The organism is Rahnella perminowiae (genome assembly GCF_019049755.1).
Taxonomy (GTDB): domain Bacteria; phylum Pseudomonadota; class Gammaproteobacteria; order Enterobacterales; family Enterobacteriaceae; genus Rahnella; species Rahnella perminowiae.
The window spans coordinates 1-18745 of record NZ_JAFMOS010000558.1; the positions used below are offsets into that span (position 1 = coordinate 1).

Genomic DNA, 18745 nt, shown 5'->3' on the forward strand with positions numbered 1-18745 from the left:
GCTTTTCCCCTCTGCACTCCCCTCGCTTTTTCACTGCGCGCTGTCGCTGGAACGAAGGACATGTTCTGGTCGTTCTGAGTGTGGCGCAAAATGTCATCGCTCCGCGATTCCCTCATTTCAGGCTTCGAGCCTTAGGTCTCGAACCGTTCATTCGGTGCCATTTTTGAGCACGCCAATCAACATTTCTAAAAGATAAAAAAACAATCTGCCTTTGAATTTAAGATCGCACGGGCGTTTCAGAAAGCTTGCTGAATGAGAGGTTGCAGACCCAAGGCTGCAATCCCGAAATGAAGGCACCGCGCAGCGGCAAGATTTCCAGCCTGTCGCAGTGATACCTGAAACATAGCTAGCGAGCGTTATCGCTTGTTGAAAAAGCGAGGAGGAATCCAAAGGAGGAAAAGCACTTTCCTCCTTTGGGCGGTTTCGGCGCAGAAAGTTAAGTAATCTCAGTTATTGAGAAACCGAAACATCCCCAGTCTGGTACGGCAGGGTGAAGGGCTGCAAGACCCGTCACCCGAGCAAATCCTCCAGCGCCTCTTTCAGCTCCTGATGCTTAAATATAAACCCTGCGGCTTCCAGCCTGCGCGGGACGGCACGCTGTCCGCCGAGTACCAGCACGGCGGATTCCCCCATCAGTAACCTTATTACCGGCGCGGGTGCCCGCATAAATGCCGGACGGTGCAATACTTCGCCAAGCAGAGCGCTGAATTGCTCGTTACGTGCCGGGTACGGCGACACCATATTGAACGGGCCGGAAAGTGTTTCGTGTTCCAGCAGGAAAATAATCGCGTCAATCATGTCGCTGATGTGGATCCAGGGCATGTATTGCTGACCATCACCGAGCGGGCCACCGAGACCGGCACGGTAGGGCAGAACTATTTTTGCCAGCGCACCGCCTTTTTCAGCCAGGACGATGCCGGTACGCAGCAAACAAACACGCGTTGCCGGGCTTTGTGCTGACATCGCCAGTGCTTCCCAGCGGGCACATAACTGCCAGGTAAACTGCTTATTAGGTGGCTCGTCTTCCGGCACGAGCGCCTGACCCTGATCGCCGTAATATCCGACCGCTGAGCCGGAGATAAACACAGAAGGCGGCTTTTCACTGGCATTAATCAGCGTTGCCAGTTGTTCGGTCAGTTTCCAGCGGCTTTCACAAAGCAATGCTTTATACTCTTTGGTCCAGCGTTTGTCGGCAATCGGTTCACCGGCAAGATTAATTACGGCATCGAAACCATCGAGTGAGGTTTTTCCTTGCAGCGTTTCCCAGACGGAAACCTGAGTGCCGAGTAACTTCGCCGCGCGTTCAGGTGCACGGCTCAGGGCGGTGATCTGATGAGATTGCGCAAGCAGCCGTTCGGTGAGTTTCCTTCCGATGAGGCCGGTGGCGCCGGTAATCAAGATCTTCATATCGGGATCCTTAACTGTCTGAATACGCGGATGAACTGCCTTTAATCATAGATGAGTCATCGCTATTAACGCGCGATATGGAGCACAATTAAGGGTTTTTTATTTTGAGACATTCACAATGCTGCCGGCAAACTGAAGGGGCTTACGGAACCTGCGCCAGCGCGTAGGCTTTTTGTGTCGCCGGGCGGCTTTTAACCCTTTCGAACCAATTGCGCACGGCCGGGTATTGTGCGAGATCAATTCGCTGACGTTCATGAGCCGCTACCCACGGATAAGTGGCTATGTCGGCGATACTGTAATTCTCCCCGGCGATATACGCGTTTTTCTCTAACTGGCGGTTCAGCACACCATACAGACGCTGAGTTTCCTGTAAATAACGCTCAATGGCATAAGGGACCGGTTGCGGCGCGTAGTGCGTAAAATGGTGGTTCTGACCCAGCATCGGACCAAAGCTGGCTACCTGCCAGGTGAGCCATTCCAGTGTCGCAGTCCGCTCGCGCAACTCTTTGCTGAGAAATTTTCCGGTTTTTTCTGCCAGATATTGCAAAATTGCGCCAGACTCAAAAATACCGATCGGTGCGCCGCCGTCAACGGGCTGACTGTCAACAATCGCCGGGATTTTGTTGTTTGGCGAAATGGCCAGAAATTCAGGTTTGAACTGTTCTCCGGCGCTGATATCAACGCGATGGAGCCGGTATTGCAGGCCACTCTCTTCAAGAAAAAGAGAAATTTTATGGCCATTCGGTGTGGGAGCGTAATAAAGATCGATCATATTGCCTCCTGCGTTGTTTTAATCACTGTCGCGACTGGCGGGGACGGGATACGCCAATAGGGAACGGGTAATCACAAACTTCTTATCCGGTTTATTAGGTTATCATAATGTAGATGTTTAGAAGTCTATGTCAGACTTGTCTGATGGCGAACTTTGCGGGGTAACATAGCTTTTAGGTTGCATCAACGCATCCATAGCTATTGAAGCTAACCAGCAGACCCAGATAGAATCTCAGCACATTATCGACGTGTTGCAAAATCACAGCGCACAGACTTATTGCGCACAGATCAGCGCTTAAAAGAGAAGGTTCCAGCGGATGTCAGAACAAGAGCAAAACATCAGTACGGATGAGTGGGTGGATATCGTCAACGAAGACAACGAGGTCATTGCCCAGGCCAGCCGACAACAAATGCGTGCTCAGGTCCTGCGTCACCGTGCCAGCTATATTGTGGTTCATGATGGAATGGGTAATATTTTGGTTCAGCGTCGGACTGAAACCAAAGACTTCTATCCGGGCTGGCTTGATGCAACGGCCGGTGGTGTAGTGCAAAGCGGTGAAAATATTCTTGATTCTGCCCGCCGTGAAGCCGAGGAAGAACTGGGCATCGCCGGTGTGCCGTTTGCAGAGCACGGTCAGTTCTACTTTGAAGAAGAGAACAAATGCCGCGTATGGGGTGCACTGTTCAGTTGTGTATCCCACGGTCCGTTTGCCCTGCAGGAAGAAGAAATTGATGCCGTGCGCTGGATGACACCGGAAGAAATTACCGCGCGCTGTGATGAATTTACGCCAGACTCGCTGAAAGCACTTTCTCTGTGGATGACGCGCAACAATGAAAAAGAACACGGTAAGCCTCTGACCCGTGAAGCCGCCGCTCCTGTGGCTGACGCGTCTGTCTCTGAAGACCCTAAAAACGATGCCGTGGTGTCGTCACCAAAAGACGCTATCTGAGACACATTACGGGCGAGCTCATATCGCCCGTTTTCTTTAGCAACTCTCCCGCTTGCACAACGACGAAGCGATCATCACTTCTTCCCACTCCTCGTCATTAATCCTCGCCAGTAGCGCCTGGGCAGCCCGTATCCCGATTTCTTTATGCGGTATGGCAATGGTGGTCAGCGGTGGCTGGCATACTTTACTGACATCGGCGTTGCCAAAGCCGACCACGGCAAGATCGTCCGGCACTTTGATGCGTCTGCGCTGACATTCATACAATGCGCCACAGGCGAGATCGTCGGAAACACACACCAGCGCGTCAATTTCCGGCCAGGCGAGCAGAAATTCCGGCAATTGCTGAGCGCCGGTGGAGAAGCTGGCTGGCTCAGCGGCGTTTATCACCCGGTGCGGAGACATGTGCGCTTTTAACATGGCCTTGCGCCAACCCTGAAGGTGTTGCTGGAAAATCCACTGCTCCTGATTAGCACACAACATGCCGATATTCTGATACCCCCTGGCGATCACCGTCCGGGTTAGCTGAAACATCGCCTCGACATAATCAATGCCGATATTCATGTCGATCGGCGAATCGGTCAGCGCGCCGATTTCCAGCACCGGTATGGTCAGGTTATCCAGCCATTGCCGTACGTTGGCCGAATGCTCAACGGACAGCAAAATCGCCGCCGCCAGATTATAGGAAAGCAGCGTTTCCAGCAGTTTTTCTTCCCGCTCAATACGATGCTGAGATTCCGCCAGCATGATCTGATAACCCGCCGGTTGCAGCACTTTCTGTAACCCGGCAAACATCTCGGCGCAGCCCGCTTCGGAAAGGCTCGGTACAATCATCGCAATGGTATTTGATGAAGCAGAAGCCAGCGAACTGGCGGCCTGATTGGGCAGGTATCCGAGCTGGCTCACGGCCTCTTCGATCTTCTCCCGCAGTTTGTCGGAGACCTGTTCAGGTGTTCGCAGTGCACGGGAGACGGTCATACTGCCCACGCCTGCCAGCTGCGCAACATCGGCCAGCGTCACTCTTCCAGTACTGCGTCTCTTCTTGTTAATGGACATTCACGATCCTGACCTTAACTGCGCATCTTGCGCACAATGTATACCCACGGGTATAGCGAAAAAAGCGGGCCGCAGCAGGACCGGCAAAACGGGAACCACGGCAGAATTCGGTAAATTATCGGCAATTTCCAGACAAAGTATACCGTTATTTATGTGATCCACGGGACGGTGGTACCGCCGCGCGATTATTTTTGATAGCGCTATCACAGTTCTCAATGATAGAAGTTTGGTAGCGCTATCTTTGGGATGTGTGTCACAGATGTTAACGCTATCGCTGAAGTAGAGTCAGGATCGTTGGTGCGGTCTGGGGGAAATTTGACCAGCCATCTTAAAAAAATACGGAGCCTGACTATGTTAAATGATTGGCTGACATCTGAACGAATTCAGATCAGAACGGATATCACGGACTGGCGGCAGGCGGTGGAGGTCAGTGCACAACCCCTGCTGAAAGAAGGGACCATAACCCCGGATTACCTGACGGCAATTTTTGCTCAACGGGAAAAGCTGGGGCCGTATTTTGTTCTGGCACCGGGTATTGCCATGCCGCATGCCAGACCAGAAGAAGGGGCGAACGGGTTGGGACTCTCGTTACTGACACTGCCACACGGCGTGGTGTTTAATTCAGAGGATAACGACCCGGTCTATACGGTGGTGATGTTATCAGCTGCTGATAAACACAGTCATGTTGAACTGATTTCTGAACTGGCGGAATTATTTTCCAGTGAAGAAGATATGCAGAAAATACATCAGGCAAAAACGATCAGAGAAATTCAGGACATTATATCCCGCTATTAGTCTGCCTTTATATCAGAAAGGCATGGGGTTCAAGCCTAACGAAATCCTGAAATTCAGGGGCATGAATATGTGCAACTGAACTGTGATCCTACGCAATGTAAACTTTTAAAAAACAGATAAAGAACAGGTGAAAAAATGAAAATCATGGCGATTTGTGGCTCCGGTTTAGGCAGCAGTTTTATGGTTGAAATGAACATCAAGAAGGTTCTGAAAAAACTTAATATTCAGGCAGATGTTCAGCACTCCGATTTGTCCTCAGCCATTCCGGGCGAGGCCGATCTGTTTGTGATGGCAAAGGACATCGCTGCCAGCGCCAGTATTCCTGAAAACCAGCTGGTGGTGATCACTAACATCATTGATATTAATGAACTTGAAACAAAACTGATGGCTCACTTTGAAAAGCATCCGGTGTCCTGACCGGCACGGAATAACCCTACAAATAAAACAAATAGACAAACGAGGTGGATATGTTTATCCAGGAAACGCTCAAGTTTGTGGTCGATATATTAAAAGTGCCTTCTATACTGGTGGGGCTCATCGCATTAATCGGTCTGGTAGCGCAAAAGAAAAACTTTTCTGATGTGGTGAAAGGCACGGTTAAAACAATACTGGGCTTTTTAGTCTTAGGCGGTGGTGCCACAGTATTAGTCGGTTCATTAAATCCTTTAGGCGGCATGTTTGAACATGCCTTTAATATCCAGGGTATTATTCCTAATAACGAAGCGATTGTTTCCATTGCGCTGGAGAAATTCGGTGCGCCGACAGCGTTAATTATGGCGTTTGGTATGGTGGCAAACCTGATCGTGGCCCGTTTCACCCGTCTTAAATATGTGTTTCTGACCGGTCACCATACGTTTTATATGGCCTGTATGATCAGCGTTATTCTGACAGTGGCCGGTTTCGAAGGCGTTTCACTGGTGTTCACCGGCTCCCTGACGCTCGGGCTTATCATGGCGTTCTTTCCGGCGCTGGCGCAACGCTATATGCGCAAAATTACCGGTAGCGATGACGTCGCATTCGGTCATTTCGGCACTATCGGTTATGTCTTATCGGGCTGGATAGGCAGCAAGGTCGGTAAAGGTTCACGTTCTACGGAAGAAATGAATTTGCCGAAAAACCTCAGCTTCCTGCGTGACAGTTCCATTTCTATCTCGCTCACCATGATTATCATTTATCTGATTATGGCGGTATTCGCGGGGCAGGTCTTTGTTGAAGCCACTTACAGCGCAGGTCAGAACTATCTGGTGTACGCCATTATTATGGCAATTACTTTCGCGGCGGGCGTGTTCATCATTCTGCAAGGGGTGCGTCTGATCCTGGCGGAAATCGTTCCGGCATTCGTCGGCTTCTCCGAGAAATTGGTGCCTAATGCCCGCCCGGCGCTGGATTGCCCGGTGGTGTATCCGTACGCGCCGAATGCTGTGCTGATTGGCTTCCTGTTCAGCTTCCTCGGGGGGCTGGTGGGGCTGTTCCTGTTAGGGCAGATGCATCTGGTGCTTATCCTGCCCGGTGTAGTGCCGCACTTCTTCACCGGTGCAACGGCGGGCGTGTTTGGTAATGCCACCGGCGGGCGTCGCGGGGCGATGGTCGGTGCATTTGCCAACGGCGTGCTGATTACCTTCCTGCCGGTTCTGTTGTTACCGGTACTCGGCGCGCTGGGCTTTGCCAATGCAACCTTCTCTGATGCGGATTTCGGCGTTATTGGCATTCTGCTGGGTAACCTGGCCCGCTTCATGTCGAAGGAAGGCATCATGGCGCTGATTGTCGGAATCTTCGCGGTACTGGTTGCCTGGAACTATCTCGGTAAAAAACCGGTGGCTGAGAAAGAAGCCACTGAGAAGTAATAGCCTGCATCACTGCGTTTTTAACTCCATCCGGGAAACACTGTCCTGCCTGTTAGAAATAACAGGTCAGGATAAGCATTCATTAAAATAAGGACCCATGAAGATGAAAGATGTCCAGAAGGTTCGTGATCTTGCCCGCCATATCCGCATCGAGACGCTGAAAATGCTGACCGGTCTGGGATTCGGGCATTATGGCGGCAGCATGTCCGTGGTGGAGACGCTGGCCGTGTTGTATGGCGATGTGATGCGCATCGATCCGGAAAAACCAGACTGGCAAGATCGTGATTATTTCGTGCTGTCAAAAGGCCATGCGGGGCCGGCGCTGTATGCCACGCTGGCACTGAAAGGTTATTTCCCGGTCAGCGAATTACACACACTCAACCAGAACGGAACCCGTCTGCCGAGCCATCCGGACCGGCTGCGCACCACGGGCGTGGATGCGACCACCGGCTCGCTGGGACAAGGCGTGTCCATTGCGGCGGGCATGGCGCTTTCGCATAAGCTGGCCGGTCGCAGCAACCGTGTATTCTGCATTCTTGGCGACGGCGAACTCAACGAAGGACAGTGCTGGGAAGCCTTCCAGTTTATTGCACACCACAACCTGCACAATCTGACGCTGTTCATTGATTACAACAAACAGCAACTCGACGGCACGCTGGATGAAGTCATCAAGCCGTTTGATCTGGCCGGAAAATTCAGTGCATTTGGCTTTGATGTGCAGACCATTAAAGGCGATGACATTGCAGCGATAAGTGAGGCGGTCACACCGGTTCGTCATGCTGAGCAACGTCCGCTGGTGGTGATACTCGACAGCATCAAAGGGCAGGGCGTGAAGTATCTCGAACAACTGGCGAACTCGCACCATCTGCGTCTAACGCCGGATGTGAAACTGGAAATCGAAAACGCTATCGCTGAGCTGGAGGCCACCCATGTTTGAAGTCTCTCTGGAATTACAAAAAGACGCGGTGGAAATGCGCAAAGTTTACGCCAATACCGTGCGTCAAAAGATCGTAGAGAACACGCCGGTTATCGCGCTTGAAGCCGACCTGATGAGCTCGATGGCGATGGACGGCGTGCATAAAGATCACCCTGATCATGTGATTAACTGCGGCATTATGGAAGCCAACGTGATCGGCGTTGCAGCAGGTTTGTCGCTGACCGGTCGCGTGCCTTTTGTGCATACTTTTACCGCATTCGCCAGCCGCCGCTGTTTCGATCAGCTGTTTATGTCACTGGATTATCAGAAAAATAATGTGAAGATTATTGCGTCCGATGCGGGCGTCAGCGCCTGCCATAACGGTGGTACGCATATGTCGTTTGAGGATATGGGTATCGTGCGCGGGCTGGCGAGTTCGGTGGTGATGGAAGTTACCGACGCCGTAATGTTCCGCGATATCCTGTTGCAACTGATGGATTTGAAAGGCTTTTACTGGGTGCGCACCATCCGTAAACAGGCCACGCAGGTTTATCAGGAAGGTTCGACATTCACCATCGGCAAAGCCAATGTGCTGCGCGATGGCAAAGACGTGACGCTGATTGCCAACGGCATTATGGTCGCTGAAGCACTGAAAGCGGCAGAAATGCTCGGGCGCGAAGGCGTGAGTGCGGCGGTCATTGACATGTTCACCCTCAAGCCGATTGATAAAGACATCATCATTCAATACGCCGCGAAAACCGGCAAAATAGTGACCTGCGAAAACCACAGTATTCACAACGGGCTGGGATCTGCGGTGGCGGAAGTACTGGTAGAAAATCAGCCGGTGCCGATGCGCCGTGTCGGCGTGAAGGAACGTTACGGTCAGGTGGGCACGCAGGAGTTTTTACAGCAGGAATATGGCCTGACGGCTGAGCATATTCTGGAAGCCGCGAAAACATTGCTCTGAATTTTTATCGAAAGAAATGCGACCCAAAAAAAACGCCGGATATTAAGTCCGGCGTCTTACCTTCAGAAGTTCTGACTTATTTAGCCGGAACAGCCGCTTCTGCCTGAGCAGACTGAATCGCTGTCAGTGCAACGGTGTAGACGATATCGTCTACCAGTGCGCCACGTGACAGGTCATTGACCGGTTTACGCATACCCTGCAACATCGGTCCGATTGAGACCAGATCCGCAGAACGCTGTACCGCTTTGTACGTGGTGTTACCGGTATTCAGGTCAGGGAAGATGAACACGGTCGCTTTACCCGCAACCGGCGAGTTTGGCGCTTTGGACTGAGCAACGTCAGCCATGATAGCGGCGTCATATTGCAGCGGGCCATCGATGATCAAATCCGGGCGTTTTTCCTGTGCCAGACGGGTCGCTTCACGCACTTTTTCAACATCGCTACCTGCGCCGGAATTACCGGTTGAGTAGGAGATCATCGCAACACGTGGTTCGATACCGAACGCCGCAGCAGAATCCGCAGACTGGATTGCGATTTCAGACAGCTGTTCAGCGGTAGGATCCGGGTTGATCGCGCAGTCGCCGTAAACCAGAACCTGGTCAGGCAGCAGCATGAAGAACACAGAGGAAACCAGCGAGCTACCCGGTGCGGTTTTGATCAGCTGCAACGGCGGGCGGATGGTGTTTGCTGTGGTGTGAACCGCACCGGAAACCAGACCGTCAACGTTACCTTGTTCCAGCATCAGAGTGCCCAGAACCACGTTGTCTTCGAGTTGTTCACGTGCAACCACTTCGGTCATGCCTTTGTTTTTGCGCAGTTCAACCAGACGGGCTACATATTCTTCACGGACAGCCACCGGATCAACGATTTCGATGCCTTTACCCAGCGTCACGCCCTGAGCTGCTGCAACGCGTTTGATTTCGTCAGGATTACCCAACAGTACGCATTCAGCGATACCACGTTCAGCACACAGCGCTGCCGCTTTTACGGTACGTGGCTCGTCGCCTTCCGGCAGAACAATACGTTTACCGGCTTTACGGGCCAGTTCGGTCAGCTGATAGCGGAATGCCGGCGGTGACAGACGGCGTGAACGTTCGGAATGTGCGCTCAGGGAGTTGATCCAGTCAGCGTTAATGTGAGACGCCACGTACTGTTGCAGTTTCTCTACACGCTGATGGTCATCTGCAGGTACTTCCAGATTAAAGCTCTGCAGGCTCAGGGAGGTCTGCCAGGTGTTGGTTTCTACCATAAAGACAGGCAGGCCGGTCTGGAAGGCACGTTCACACAGGCTGTTGATGCGTTCGTCGATCTCATAACCACCGGTCAGCAGGATAGCGCCAATTTCCACGCCGTTCATGGCGGCCAGACAGGCTGAAACCAGCACGTCAGGACGATCAGCAGAGGTCACCAGCAGAGAGCCCGGACGGAAATGCTCCAGCATATGCGGAATGCTGCGTGCACAGAATGTTACGGATTTCACGCGGCGGGTTTTCACATCGCCTTCGTTGATAATACGCGCGTTCAGATGCTTAGCCATGTCGATTGCGCGGGTGGCAATCAGCTCGAAGCTCCAGGGAATGCAGCCAAGAACCGGTAGCGGGCTGTTAGCGAACAACTGGGTCGGGTCGATATTCGCCACGCTGGCTTTGGTGGAATCATCAAAGATTTCGGACAGGTCAGGACGTGTACGACCCTGATCGTCAACCGGTGCATTCAGTTTGTTAATGATTACGCCGGTGATATTTTTGTTCTTGCTGCCACCGAAGCTGGAACGGGCCAGTTCGATACGTTCTTTCAACTGTGCAGGAGAATCATTGCCCAGCGCCAGCACAAAGACGATTTCTGCATTCAGGGTTTTGGCAATTTCATAGTTCAGCGCATTGGCGAACTGGTGTTTACGGGTAGGCACTAAGCCTTCAACCAGCACCACTTCCGCATCTTTGGTATTTTCATGATAACGCGCGATGATTTCTTCCATCAGTACGTCTTGCTGGTTTGAGCTCAGCAAGGTTTCCACATGGCTCATTTTCAGCGGTTCTGCAGCGGTCACGCTGGAGTTAGCACGAATAATGGTGGTGGTTTGGTCAGGAGCATCTCCGCCAGTACGCGGTTGGGCGATAGGCTTGAAGATACTCAGGCTGACGCCTTTTTGTTCCATGGCACGGATCACGCCCAGGCTGACGCTGGTCAGACCGACGCTGGTGCCTGTAGGGATCAACATAATTGTACGGGACACGGCTAAACCTCTTTAACGGTTGCCAGGCAGGGACCTTCGCAGGTTTGTACAGAGAGGATAATGATCAGCATAAGCGCGATGATTATCCTGCGCGGTGCGTCCAAACGGGCGGCGTTTGCCTATAAGTGAAAAATTGCCCGCATTACGCGGGCAGTCTTGAATCGAATTATGCAGTCAGACGCGCGGCGTCTTGTGCAATCACCAGCTCTTCGTTGGTTGGAATAACCAGAGCGGCGCGGGTGCCTTCTTTGTTGATCGCCCCGGATTTGCCAAAACGCGCAGCCAGGTTACGTTCGTGATCCACTTCAAAGCCCAGCAGACCCAGTTTAGCCAGCGACAGTTCGCGAACCATTGCAGCGTTTTCACCGATACCACCGGTGAATACGACGGCATCCAGACGGCCTTCCATCAATGAGGTATATGCACCGATGTATTTCGCCAGACGGTGGCAGAAGACGTCCATGGCACGTTTAGCATCTGCTTTGGTGGTGTAGTTATCTTCAACATAACGGCAGTCACTGGTGACTTCAGTCAGGCCCAGCAGACCTGATTCTTTGGTCAACATTTTGTTGATTTGATCAACGCTCATGCCCAGTGAATCGTGCAGATGGAAGATGATGGCCGGGTCGATGTCACCGCTGCGGGTACCCATCACCAGACCTTCCAGCGGGGTCAGGCCCATGGAGGTATCAACACATTGACCGTTACGGATTGCACTGACAGAACCGCCGTTACCCAGGTGGCAAGTGATCAGGTTCACTTCTTCCACGGGTTTGTTCAACATTTTTGCGGCTTCCTGTGTCACGTAGAAGTGACTGGTGCCGTGTGCGCCATAACGACGGACGTGATGATCTTTATACAGGCTGTACGGCAGTGCGTAGAGGTAGGATTCTTCTGGCATTGTCTGATGGAAAGCCGTGTCGAAAACGGCAACGTTTTTATCAGCCAGTTTAGGGAATGATTTCAGGGCTTCATCGATACCGATCAGGTGAGCCGGATTATGCAGCGGCGCAAACGGAATAGATTCTTTGATACCCTCAATAACCGCGTCGTTGATCAGCATTGATTTGGTCAGCTTTTCGCCGCCATGAACGATGCGGTGGCCGATCGCAACCAGTTCTGCGGACAGCTCAGGTTTTTTGCTCAGAATGTTATTAACGATGAATTTCAACGCTTCACTGTGTGCGGCACCCGCACCCAAAGCGGCTTCTTCTTTGCCACCGTCCATTTTCCATTTAATGCGCGCTTCTGGCAGATGGAAACATTCGGCTAAACCTGAAATGTGCTCTTCGCCGTTTGCAGCATCAATGATGGCAAACTTGAGGGAAGAACTACCACAGTTAAGAACCAGTACAAGCTTACTCGACATGGAAGTACCTATTTATTGTTGGTGCTGTTTAAAAAAACAATACACGTGGTTAATAAATCGTCAGTCTGACATCAAGCGTAGCGCATAATGGCGGCGACAATTATGATTAACATCATGCCAGAGAGCCAAAACGGACATGACGATGAAAAAGCTGAAGAATCGCCGGGCTTTGGTTTTTTTAAGCGTCCGGATAACAGAAATAAATCAGTAAACAGCACTGTATATTTCGGTTTACACGTCTTCAGGATGTTACTAATCAGTAAAAACACTAACAAAAAATACAATAACTAATTACAAATCCTCTCAGACCGAGGCACTATGCTTATTATGGGGATGAAAGATTGCAATTCACCGCTTTCACCCCAACTTTATATTGATCCCGTTACCTGAGAGGGTTGCGAGGCTGCGATAGAATACCGACAGGTGCCAGCAAAAACAAAATATATTTTATCGTGGTAAACTCCAGTTTGTGTTTTACAACTATTTTTTAAATTTTATACGCGAAGTTGAGGTGCAACGATGACGAGTAAGCCAACAGGCTCCGTAGGCTGGTTCCAGGTATTCCAGCGCGGGCAGCACTATATGAAGACATGGCCGTCAGATAAGCGCCTGGCTCCGATGTTTCCCGAGAACCGGATTTCTACGGCTACGCGTTTCGCCGTGCGCATCATGCCGCCGGTAGCGGTCTTTACCCTGACGTGGCAAATCGCTTTAGGTGGACAACTCGGTCTGGCCGTCGCCACGGCGATTTTTGCCTGCAGCCTGCCGATGCAAGGATTATGGTGGCTGGGTCGCCGTTCTCTGACGCCGCTGCCGCCGGGATTACTCGGCTGGTTCCATGATGTACGCAACAAGCTCGCTGAATCCGGACTGGCACTGGCACCGATTGAAGGTACGCCGACGTACCAGTCACTGGCTGATGTCCTTAAGCGCGCGTTCAAACAGCTGGACAAAACCTTCTTAGACGATCTGTAAGCCTGGTTTCCCCGCTTGCTGCGCCTGTCATCAATGACAATCTTTCATAAGTCGTATCTCGCCGGGGAAATCTCCCCGGTGATTATTTCAGGTGAGATCCCGACTCAAATCAAAGAATGGTGTGCTTGCGATTTCGCAGAACTTTGCGCTATGCCATGCTTTGCGCATTATGCAGACATGAGGATTTTCACGATGGAAATGACGAACGCTCAACGCCTGATTTTGTCCAATCAATACAAAATGATGACCATGCTGGATCCCGATAATGCGGAACGCTATCGCCGGTTACAAACCGTTGTAGAACGGGGTTTTGGTTTGCAAATGCGCGAGCTGGACAGAGATTTCGGCGAATTGCCGGAGGAAACCTGTCGCACAGTGATTAATATCATGGAAATGCATCATGCGATGCAGGTGTCCTGGACCCATTTGAAAGATACGCAAGATTTGGATCGCCGCCGTATTGATTTTCTGGGTTTTGATGCCGCAACGGAATCCCGCTATTTAAGCTATGTTCGCTTTATGGTGAACACCGAAGGACGTTACACCGATTTTGATGCAGGCACTCACGGGTTTAACTCGCAGACCAAAATGTGGGATAAATACCAGCGTATGCTGGCGGTCTGGCAGTCGTGCCCGCGTCAGTATCATCTGAGTGCGGTAGAGATCGCGCAAATTATCAATGCCTGATGTCAATACTTAAAGGAGTCGCCTGTGCTTTGTAAGGGTTTTTTGTTCGACCTTGATGGAACGTTAGTTGATTCATTACCTGCAGTTGAGCGTGCCTGGGTGAACTGGGCGCTTAGCCGGGGCATCAGCCCCCAGGATGTACTGGCGTTTATTCATGGCAAGCAGGCGATCACTTCTTTGCGTCATTTTATGGCGGGTGAAAGTGAAGAAGCGATTCAAAAAGAGTTTCTGAAGCTGGAACAGATTGAAGCCACGGACACCGAGGGGGTAGCCGCGCTTCCCGGCGCCCATTTGCTGTTAAGTGAACTCAACCGGCAGAATATTCCCTGGGCAATTGTGACATCCGGTTCCTTGCCTGTCGCCAGCGCGCGCCATAAAGCGGCGCATTTGCCTGAGCCTGAAGTGTTTATCACCGCTGAACAGGTCAAACATGGCAAACCACAGCCTGACGCCTATTTGCTGGGAGCAGAACGTTTGGGTCTGGCACCGGAAGATTGCGTGGTGGTTGAAGATGCCGCCGCCGGTGTGATGGCCGGGCTGGCCGCGGGCTGCAAAGTCATTGCTGTAAACGCACCGGACGATACGCCCGGGATTGAAAATGTCGATTTCGACCTGACGACATTGGAAGTTCTGCTGATCAGCCGTACCGGCGAAGGTGTGAAAGTCAGTCTGCGTTAAGGTCAGAAAAAACACAATTTCCCTGTTTAAATTGATATAAACCCCGCCTGTGCGGGGTTTTTTTATGCCATTCTGGTACCCGTTCCTGCCTCTCAATCTCAACGCAAATGGAGTGTGTTTTGACCGGTGAATTGCTTTGGGTCGTCACGTTGCTGGCTATTGCGATGATGCTGTTTGCACGCAATACGCTGCGAATGGATATTGTTGCTTTACTGGTCATTATTGCTTTTGTGCTCAGCGGCACGCTGACTATCAATGAAGCACTGGCCGGATTCAGTGATCCGAACGTTATTTTGATCGCGGCGCTGTTTGTGGTCGGCCACGGGCTGGTGAGAACCGGTGTGGCGTATCAGGTCGGTGACTGGCTGATGAAAGTGGCGGGCAACAGTGAAACGCGGATGCTGGTTTTGCTGATGCTTACCGTCGCAGGTCTGGGCGCTTTTATGAGTTCAACCGGCGTGGTCGCGATCTTCATTCCTGTGGTGATGAGCGTCTCGGCGCGCATGAAAACCTCTCCCGCACGACTGATGATGCCGCTGAGTTTCGCCGGGCTTATCAGCGGTATGATGACATTAGTCGCTACGCCGCCGAACATGGTAGTCAACAGCGAACTGTTGCGTGAGGGATTCGACGGTTTTGGTTTCTTCGGCGTCACCCCGGTGGGACTGGTGGTACTGATAATGGGTATCGGATATATGCTGATTGCCCGTCGCTGGCTGTCATCAGAAGATGCGGCACGAGGTCAGCAACACTGGAAGCGGCGAACTTTCCGGGATTTGATCCGTGATTATCATCTGACCGGCCGTGCGCGTCGCGTCACTATCCGCCCCGGTTCGCCTTTGGTCGGGCGTACACTTGATGATGTGCATCTGCGTTCCCGTTACGGCGCGAACGTCGTAGGCATTGAACGCTGGCGTAAATTTCGCCGTGTGATGGTCAGCGCGACGGGGAATACGGAACTGTTTGCCCGCGATGTGTTACTGCTCGATATGTCGGATCCTGACATCTCCATCAGACAATTTTGCACTGACGAAATGCTCGAGCCTATGGTGCTACGTGGTGAGTATTTTTCTGAGCAATCGCGGGATGTCGGGATGGCCGAAGTGTCATTAATTCCCGATTCCGAACTGCTCGGCAAAACGCTGCGTGATGTGGCATTCCGCTCCACCTATGGCTTAAATGTTGTGGGTATCCGCCGCCAGGGTGAAGCGCTGGAGGGAAAACTGGTGGATGAGGAATTGCAGCTGGGCGATATGCTGCTGGTGATTGGCGACTGGAAGCTGATCCGCCAGCTTCAGCAACAAATGCATGATTTCATTGTACTTAATCTTCCCGCTGAAGTGGATGAAGTCGCGCCCGCTCTGAGCCAGGCACCCCATGCGCTGTTTTGTCTGGCGCTGATGGTGGCGCTGATGCTCACCGATGATGTGCCTAACGCTATCGCCGCCATTATTGCCTGTATTCTGATGGGTAAATTCCGTTGCATCACGATGGAAAGTGCTTATAAAGCCATTCACTGGCCTAGTTTGCTGCTGATCGTCGGGATGATGCCTTTTGCGCTGGCTCTGCAGAAAACCGGCGGTGTGGCACTGATTGTGAAGGGATTAATGGAGATAAGCGGCGGCTATGGCCCGTATGTAATGTTGCTGAGCTTATTCATTCTCTGTGCAAGCATCGGGCTGTTTATTTCTAATACTGCAACGGCTGTCCTGATGGCGCCGATTGCTATTGCGGCGGCACACCAGATGGGGGTATCACCGTACCCGTTCACCATGATTATTGCTATTGCGGCTTCTGCCGCTTTTATGACACCGGTATCGTCACCGGTAAATACGCTGGTTATGGTGCCGGGCAACTATCAGTTTGGCGACTTTCTCCGCATCGGTGTACCGTTCACTTTGCTGGTGATGGTCGTCAGCATATTTCTGGTACCTGTCTTATTCCCGTTCTGATCGCAGGTTCAGAGCGGCGAATCGAGACTGATTTCGTCCAGCGAGAGGCTGAAACTCGGAATGAAGACTTCCATAAAGTAATCCATTTCCGGGCTTTTTCTGTCTGCCAGCGTTTTCTCCAGACGGGCTTTCGCCAGGGTGAATTCGTTATTGCCTGCCGATAATTCCTCCAGACATTTCAGATAGGCGCACAGCGCATCAGCCTGTTTTACGGTCAGTTTTTCTTCTTCCGTATAATAATGTTCGTCAATCAGCGGGCGGAAATCCTCCTGTAATTCCTTCGGCAGCATTTCAATCAGTTTCTGCTGGGCAATTTTCTCAATCTTTTTGTACTCATGGGCAATCTGCGGATTGTAATACTTGATTGGCGTCGGCATATCTCCGGTAAGCACTTCGCTGGCATCGTGGTACATGGCGAGCAGAGCAACGCGTTCCGCACTCAGATTGCCATTGAATTTACGGTTCTTGATCACGGCTAAAGCATGGGCGACGAAAGCGACTTGCAGACTGTGCTCCGACACGTTTTCAGTACGGACATTGCGCATCAGCGGCCAGCGGCTGATCAGTTTAAGGCGGGAAAGGTGGGCGAAAAAATGGCTCTGATTCATAACACTCTCGATTACTGCGGTGAATGAATGACTATTGTGAGCAGTGCGAAACCGTTATGCAAATGCGGAAATTGAAAGGAAAGGCGAAAGGGCGCTGTCGTCAGCGCCCTGGCTTCATTACTGGCGATAGGTTTCGAGGAAACGTCCCAGTTTATTGACAGCCATTTCCAACTCATCCACACGTGGCAGCGTCACGATACGTACATGATCCGGATACGGCCAGTTGAACGCAGAACCCTGAACCAGCAATACCTTTTGCTGTAACAGTAAGTCGAGCACCATTTTCTGATCGTCATGGATGTTGAAACGTTTGGCGTCAATGCGCGGGAACATATACAGGGCGCCCTTTGGTTTCACGCAGGAAACGCCTGGAATTTCATTGATCAGTTCCCATGCACGATCGCGTTGTTCGACCAGGCGTCCGCCCGGCTGAATAAACTCGCTGATGCTCTGATAGCCGCCCAGTGCAGTCTGAATGGCATGTTGCATCGGCACATTGGCGCAAAGGCGCATCGAGGCCAACATTTCCAGACCTTCAATATAACCTTTCGCATGTTTCTTCGGTCCGTTCAGAACCATCCAGCCCTGACGGAAACCGGCTACGCGGTAGGTTTTTGACAGACCGTTAAAGGTGACCGTCAGTAAATCCGGTGCCAGGGAGGCGATGGAGATGTGCCGGGCTTCGTCATACAGGATCTTGTCGTAAATTTCGTCGGCAAAAATAATCAGATTATGTTCCCGGGCGATATCCACAATCTGCATCAGTAATTCTTTACTGTATACGGCGCCGGTCGGGTTATTCGGGTTGATAATCACAATGCCACGGGTACGCGGTGTGATTTTGTCACGAATATCGGCAATGTCAGGGAACCAGTCCGCCCCTTCATCACACAGATAATGCACAGCATTACCGCCTGATAACGAAACGGCTGCTGTCCACAACGGGTAGTCGGGCGCAGGGACTAACATTTCGTCACCGGTATTAAGCAGTGCCTGCATGGACTGAACAATCAGCTCTGAAACACCGTTGCCGATATAGATATCTTCAACCGTGATGTCACGCATATCGCGCGCCTGATAATGCTGCATGATCGCTTTACGTGCAGAAAACAGGCCTTTCGAATCACAATAACCTTGCGCGGTTGGCAGATTGCGGATGACATCGACCAGGATTTCATCAGGCGCATCAAAACCGAATGGCGCGGGGTTGCCGATGTTCAGCTTGAGGACTTTATTACCTTCTTCTTCAAGACGTTTTGCTTCTTTGAGCACCGGGCCGCGAATGTCATAACAGACGTTGTCCAGTTTGCGGGATTTTTCAATCGGGGACATGTAAGTGAGAGCCTTTTGCAGTAAAGCCTGTTCTTCCCTGGTGCCGAGCGACCGTAGAACAGTGCGAAGGGGTCAATTTACTCTCCCGCAAAGGGCATGAGAAGGGCTGTGCACCGTTTTGGTGAAAAACAGTATTAAAGCGGTCTGTGGTGGGGTATTACCGTATAGCACCTGAGTCTTAATGGTTAATTGTGCTAATTTATAG

The 18745-nt window shown here is 51.6% G+C and carries 17 protein-coding genes; 10 read left to right on the top strand and 7 right to left on the bottom strand.

The genetic code is table 11. From position 1 onward, the window contains the following. Window positions 1–510: 510 nt before the first annotated feature. Window positions 511–1407 (bottom strand): TIGR01777 family oxidoreductase, encoded by an 897-nt coding sequence (locus tag J1785_RS14275; protein ID WP_129991759.1) that lies wholly within the window; start codon window positions 1405–1407, stop codon window positions 511–513. Window positions 1408–1549: 142 nt separating this feature from the next. Then, entirely contained in the window at window positions 1550–2179 is a 630-nt protein-coding gene (yfcG, locus tag J1785_RS14280; protein WP_129952317.1) for a GSH-dependent disulfide bond oxidoreductase, read from the bottom strand. Window positions 2180–2495: 316 nt separating this feature from the next. Here yfcG and yfcD point away from each other — a divergent pair, with 316 nt between their 5' ends. Further along, window positions 2496–3128 carry an NUDIX hydrolase YfcD gene (gene yfcD / locus J1785_RS14285; protein WP_217139026.1) on the top strand — a complete coding sequence of 211 codons (633 nt, stop codon included), beginning with the start codon at window positions 2496–2498 and terminating at the stop codon, window positions 3126–3128. A gap of 36 nt (window positions 3129–3164) precedes the next feature. Here yfcD and J1785_RS14290 read toward each other — a convergent pair whose 3' ends face one another. Then, the gene (locus tag J1785_RS14290; RefSeq protein ID WP_129952319.1) at window positions 3165–4181 is read right to left on the bottom strand and encodes a LacI family DNA-binding transcriptional regulator; all 1017 of its coding nucleotides are present in this window, start codon (window positions 4179–4181) and stop codon (window positions 3165–3167) included. Between the two features lie 351 nt (window positions 4182–4532). Between J1785_RS14290 and J1785_RS14295 the strand changes: the two genes are divergently transcribed. The 5 genes from J1785_RS14295 (at window position 4533) to J1785_RS14315 (ending at window position 8703) form a co-directional block, all read left to right on the top strand. Beyond that, complete coding sequence (locus tag J1785_RS14295) at window positions 4533–4976, top strand: PTS sugar transporter subunit IIA (RefSeq protein ID WP_129952320.1); 444 nt, start codon at window positions 4533–4535, stop codon at window positions 4974–4976. A gap of 135 nt (window positions 4977–5111) precedes the next feature. Then, entirely contained in the window at window positions 5112–5393 is a 282-nt protein-coding gene (locus J1785_RS14300) for a PTS sugar transporter subunit IIB (protein ID WP_129952321.1), read from the top strand. A gap of 50 nt (window positions 5394–5443) precedes the next feature. Beyond that, the gene (locus J1785_RS14305; RefSeq protein WP_129952322.1) at window positions 5444–6820 is read left to right on the top strand and encodes a PTS ascorbate transporter subunit IIC; all 1377 of its coding nucleotides are present in this window, start codon (window positions 5444–5446) and stop codon (window positions 6818–6820) included. A gap of 103 nt (window positions 6821–6923) precedes the next feature. Next, window positions 6924–7757: a transketolase gene (locus J1785_RS14310; RefSeq protein WP_129991761.1), complete on the top strand. Its 834-nt coding sequence runs from the start codon at window positions 6924–6926 to the stop codon at window positions 7755–7757. Further along, complete coding sequence (locus J1785_RS14315; RefSeq protein WP_217156824.1) at window positions 7750–8703, top strand: transketolase family protein; 954 nt, start codon at window positions 7750–7752, stop codon at window positions 8701–8703. Before J1785_RS14310 ends, J1785_RS14315 begins: the two co-directional genes overlap by 8 nt. 76 nt (window positions 8704–8779) lie before the next feature. On the opposite strand, the gene pta is transcribed toward J1785_RS14315, so the two are convergent. Both pta and ackA read right to left on the bottom strand, forming a co-directional pair. After that, complete coding sequence (pta, locus tag J1785_RS14320; protein ID WP_205951578.1) at window positions 8780–10924, bottom strand: phosphate acetyltransferase; 2145 nt, start codon at window positions 10922–10924, stop codon at window positions 8780–8782. A 181-nt stretch (window positions 10925–11105) separates the two neighbouring features. Beyond that, window positions 11106–12308, bottom strand: coding sequence for an acetate kinase (gene ackA / locus J1785_RS14325; protein WP_129952326.1), 1203 nt, complete (start codon window positions 12306–12308; stop codon window positions 11106–11108). 519 nt (window positions 12309–12827) lie between these two features. Here ackA and yfbV point away from each other — a divergent pair. The 4 genes from yfbV to J1785_RS14345 all read left to right on the top strand — a co-directional run bounded on the left by yfbV (window position 12828) and on the right by J1785_RS14345 (window position 16600). Continuing rightward, on the top strand, window positions 12828–13283 hold the full coding sequence (gene yfbV, locus J1785_RS14330) for a terminus macrodomain insulation protein YfbV (RefSeq protein ID WP_129952328.1): 456 nt from the start codon (window positions 12828–12830) through the stop codon (window positions 13281–13283). Window positions 13284–13475: 192 nt separating this feature from the next. After that, window positions 13476–13970 carry a YfbU family protein gene (locus tag J1785_RS14335; protein WP_129952329.1) on the top strand — a complete coding sequence of 165 codons (495 nt, stop codon included), beginning with the start codon at window positions 13476–13478 and terminating at the stop codon, window positions 13968–13970. 24 nt (window positions 13971–13994) lie between these two features. Beyond that, window positions 13995–14648 carry a sugar phosphatase gene (locus tag J1785_RS14340; protein ID WP_129991765.1) on the top strand — a complete coding sequence of 218 codons (654 nt, stop codon included), beginning with the start codon at window positions 13995–13997 and terminating at the stop codon, window positions 14646–14648. A 119-nt stretch (window positions 14649–14767) separates the two neighbouring features. Further along, window positions 14768–16600: an SLC13 family permease gene (locus tag J1785_RS14345; protein ID WP_217219618.1), complete on the top strand. Its 1833-nt coding sequence runs from the start codon at window positions 14768–14770 to the stop codon at window positions 16598–16600. A gap of 8 nt (window positions 16601–16608) precedes the next feature. Here the strand turns inward: J1785_RS14345 and yfbR are convergent, their stop codons facing one another. Further along, complete coding sequence (gene yfbR / locus J1785_RS14350; protein ID WP_129952332.1) at window positions 16609–17208, bottom strand: 5'-deoxynucleotidase; 600 nt, start codon at window positions 17206–17208, stop codon at window positions 16609–16611. A gap of 117 nt (window positions 17209–17325) precedes the next feature. Beyond that, a complete protein-coding gene (locus J1785_RS14355) occupies window positions 17326–18540 on the bottom strand; it encodes a pyridoxal phosphate-dependent aminotransferase (protein ID WP_129952333.1) in 1215 nt (404 codons plus the stop codon). Window positions 18541–18745 lie beyond the last annotated feature (205 nt).

What these genes read in the sequence shown, in the direction of transcription:
- J1785_RS14295 (WP_129952320.1), top strand. Translation starts at nt 4,533, where the DNA reads ATGTTAAATGATTGGCTGACATCTGAACGAATTCAGATCAGAACGGAT.
- J1785_RS14275 (WP_129991759.1), bottom strand. Translation starts at nt 1,407, where the DNA reads ATGAAGATCTTGATTACCGGCGCCACCGGCCTCATCGGAAGGAAACTC.
- pta (WP_205951578.1), bottom strand. Translation starts at nt 10,924, where the DNA reads ATGTTGATCCCTACAGGCACCAGCGTCGGTCTGACCAGCGTCAGCCTG.
- ackA (WP_129952326.1), bottom strand. Translation starts at nt 12,308, where the DNA reads ATGTCGAGTAAGCTTGTACTGGTTCTTAACTGTGGTAGTTCTTCCCTC.
- J1785_RS14300 (WP_129952321.1), top strand. Translation starts at nt 5,112, where the DNA reads ATGAAAATCATGGCGATTTGTGGCTCCGGTTTAGGCAGCAGTTTTATG.
- yfbV (WP_129952328.1), top strand. Translation starts at nt 12,828, where the DNA reads ATGACGAGTAAGCCAACAGGCTCCGTAGGCTGGTTCCAGGTATTCCAG.
- yfcG (WP_129952317.1), bottom strand. Translation starts at nt 2,179, where the DNA reads ATGATCGATCTTTATTACGCTCCCACACCGAATGGCCATAAAATTTCT.
- J1785_RS14305 (WP_129952322.1), top strand. Translation starts at nt 5,444, where the DNA reads ATGTTTATCCAGGAAACGCTCAAGTTTGTGGTCGATATATTAAAAGTG.
- yfcD (WP_217139026.1), top strand. Translation starts at nt 2,496, where the DNA reads ATGTCAGAACAAGAGCAAAACATCAGTACGGATGAGTGGGTGGATATC.
- J1785_RS14315 (WP_217156824.1), top strand. Translation starts at nt 7,750, where the DNA reads ATGTTTGAAGTCTCTCTGGAATTACAAAAAGACGCGGTGGAAATGCGC.
- J1785_RS14310 (WP_129991761.1), top strand. Translation starts at nt 6,924, where the DNA reads ATGAAAGATGTCCAGAAGGTTCGTGATCTTGCCCGCCATATCCGCATC.
- J1785_RS14290 (WP_129952319.1), bottom strand. Translation starts at nt 4,181, where the DNA reads ATGTCCATTAACAAGAAGAGACGCAGTACTGGAAGAGTGACGCTGGCC.
- yfbR (WP_129952332.1), bottom strand. Translation starts at nt 17,208, where the DNA reads ATGAATCAGAGCCATTTTTTCGCCCACCTTTCCCGCCTTAAACTGATC.
- J1785_RS14335 (WP_129952329.1), top strand. Translation starts at nt 13,476, where the DNA reads ATGGAAATGACGAACGCTCAACGCCTGATTTTGTCCAATCAATACAAA.
- J1785_RS14355 (WP_129952333.1), bottom strand. Translation starts at nt 18,540, where the DNA reads ATGTCCCCGATTGAAAAATCCCGCAAACTGGACAACGTCTGTTATGAC.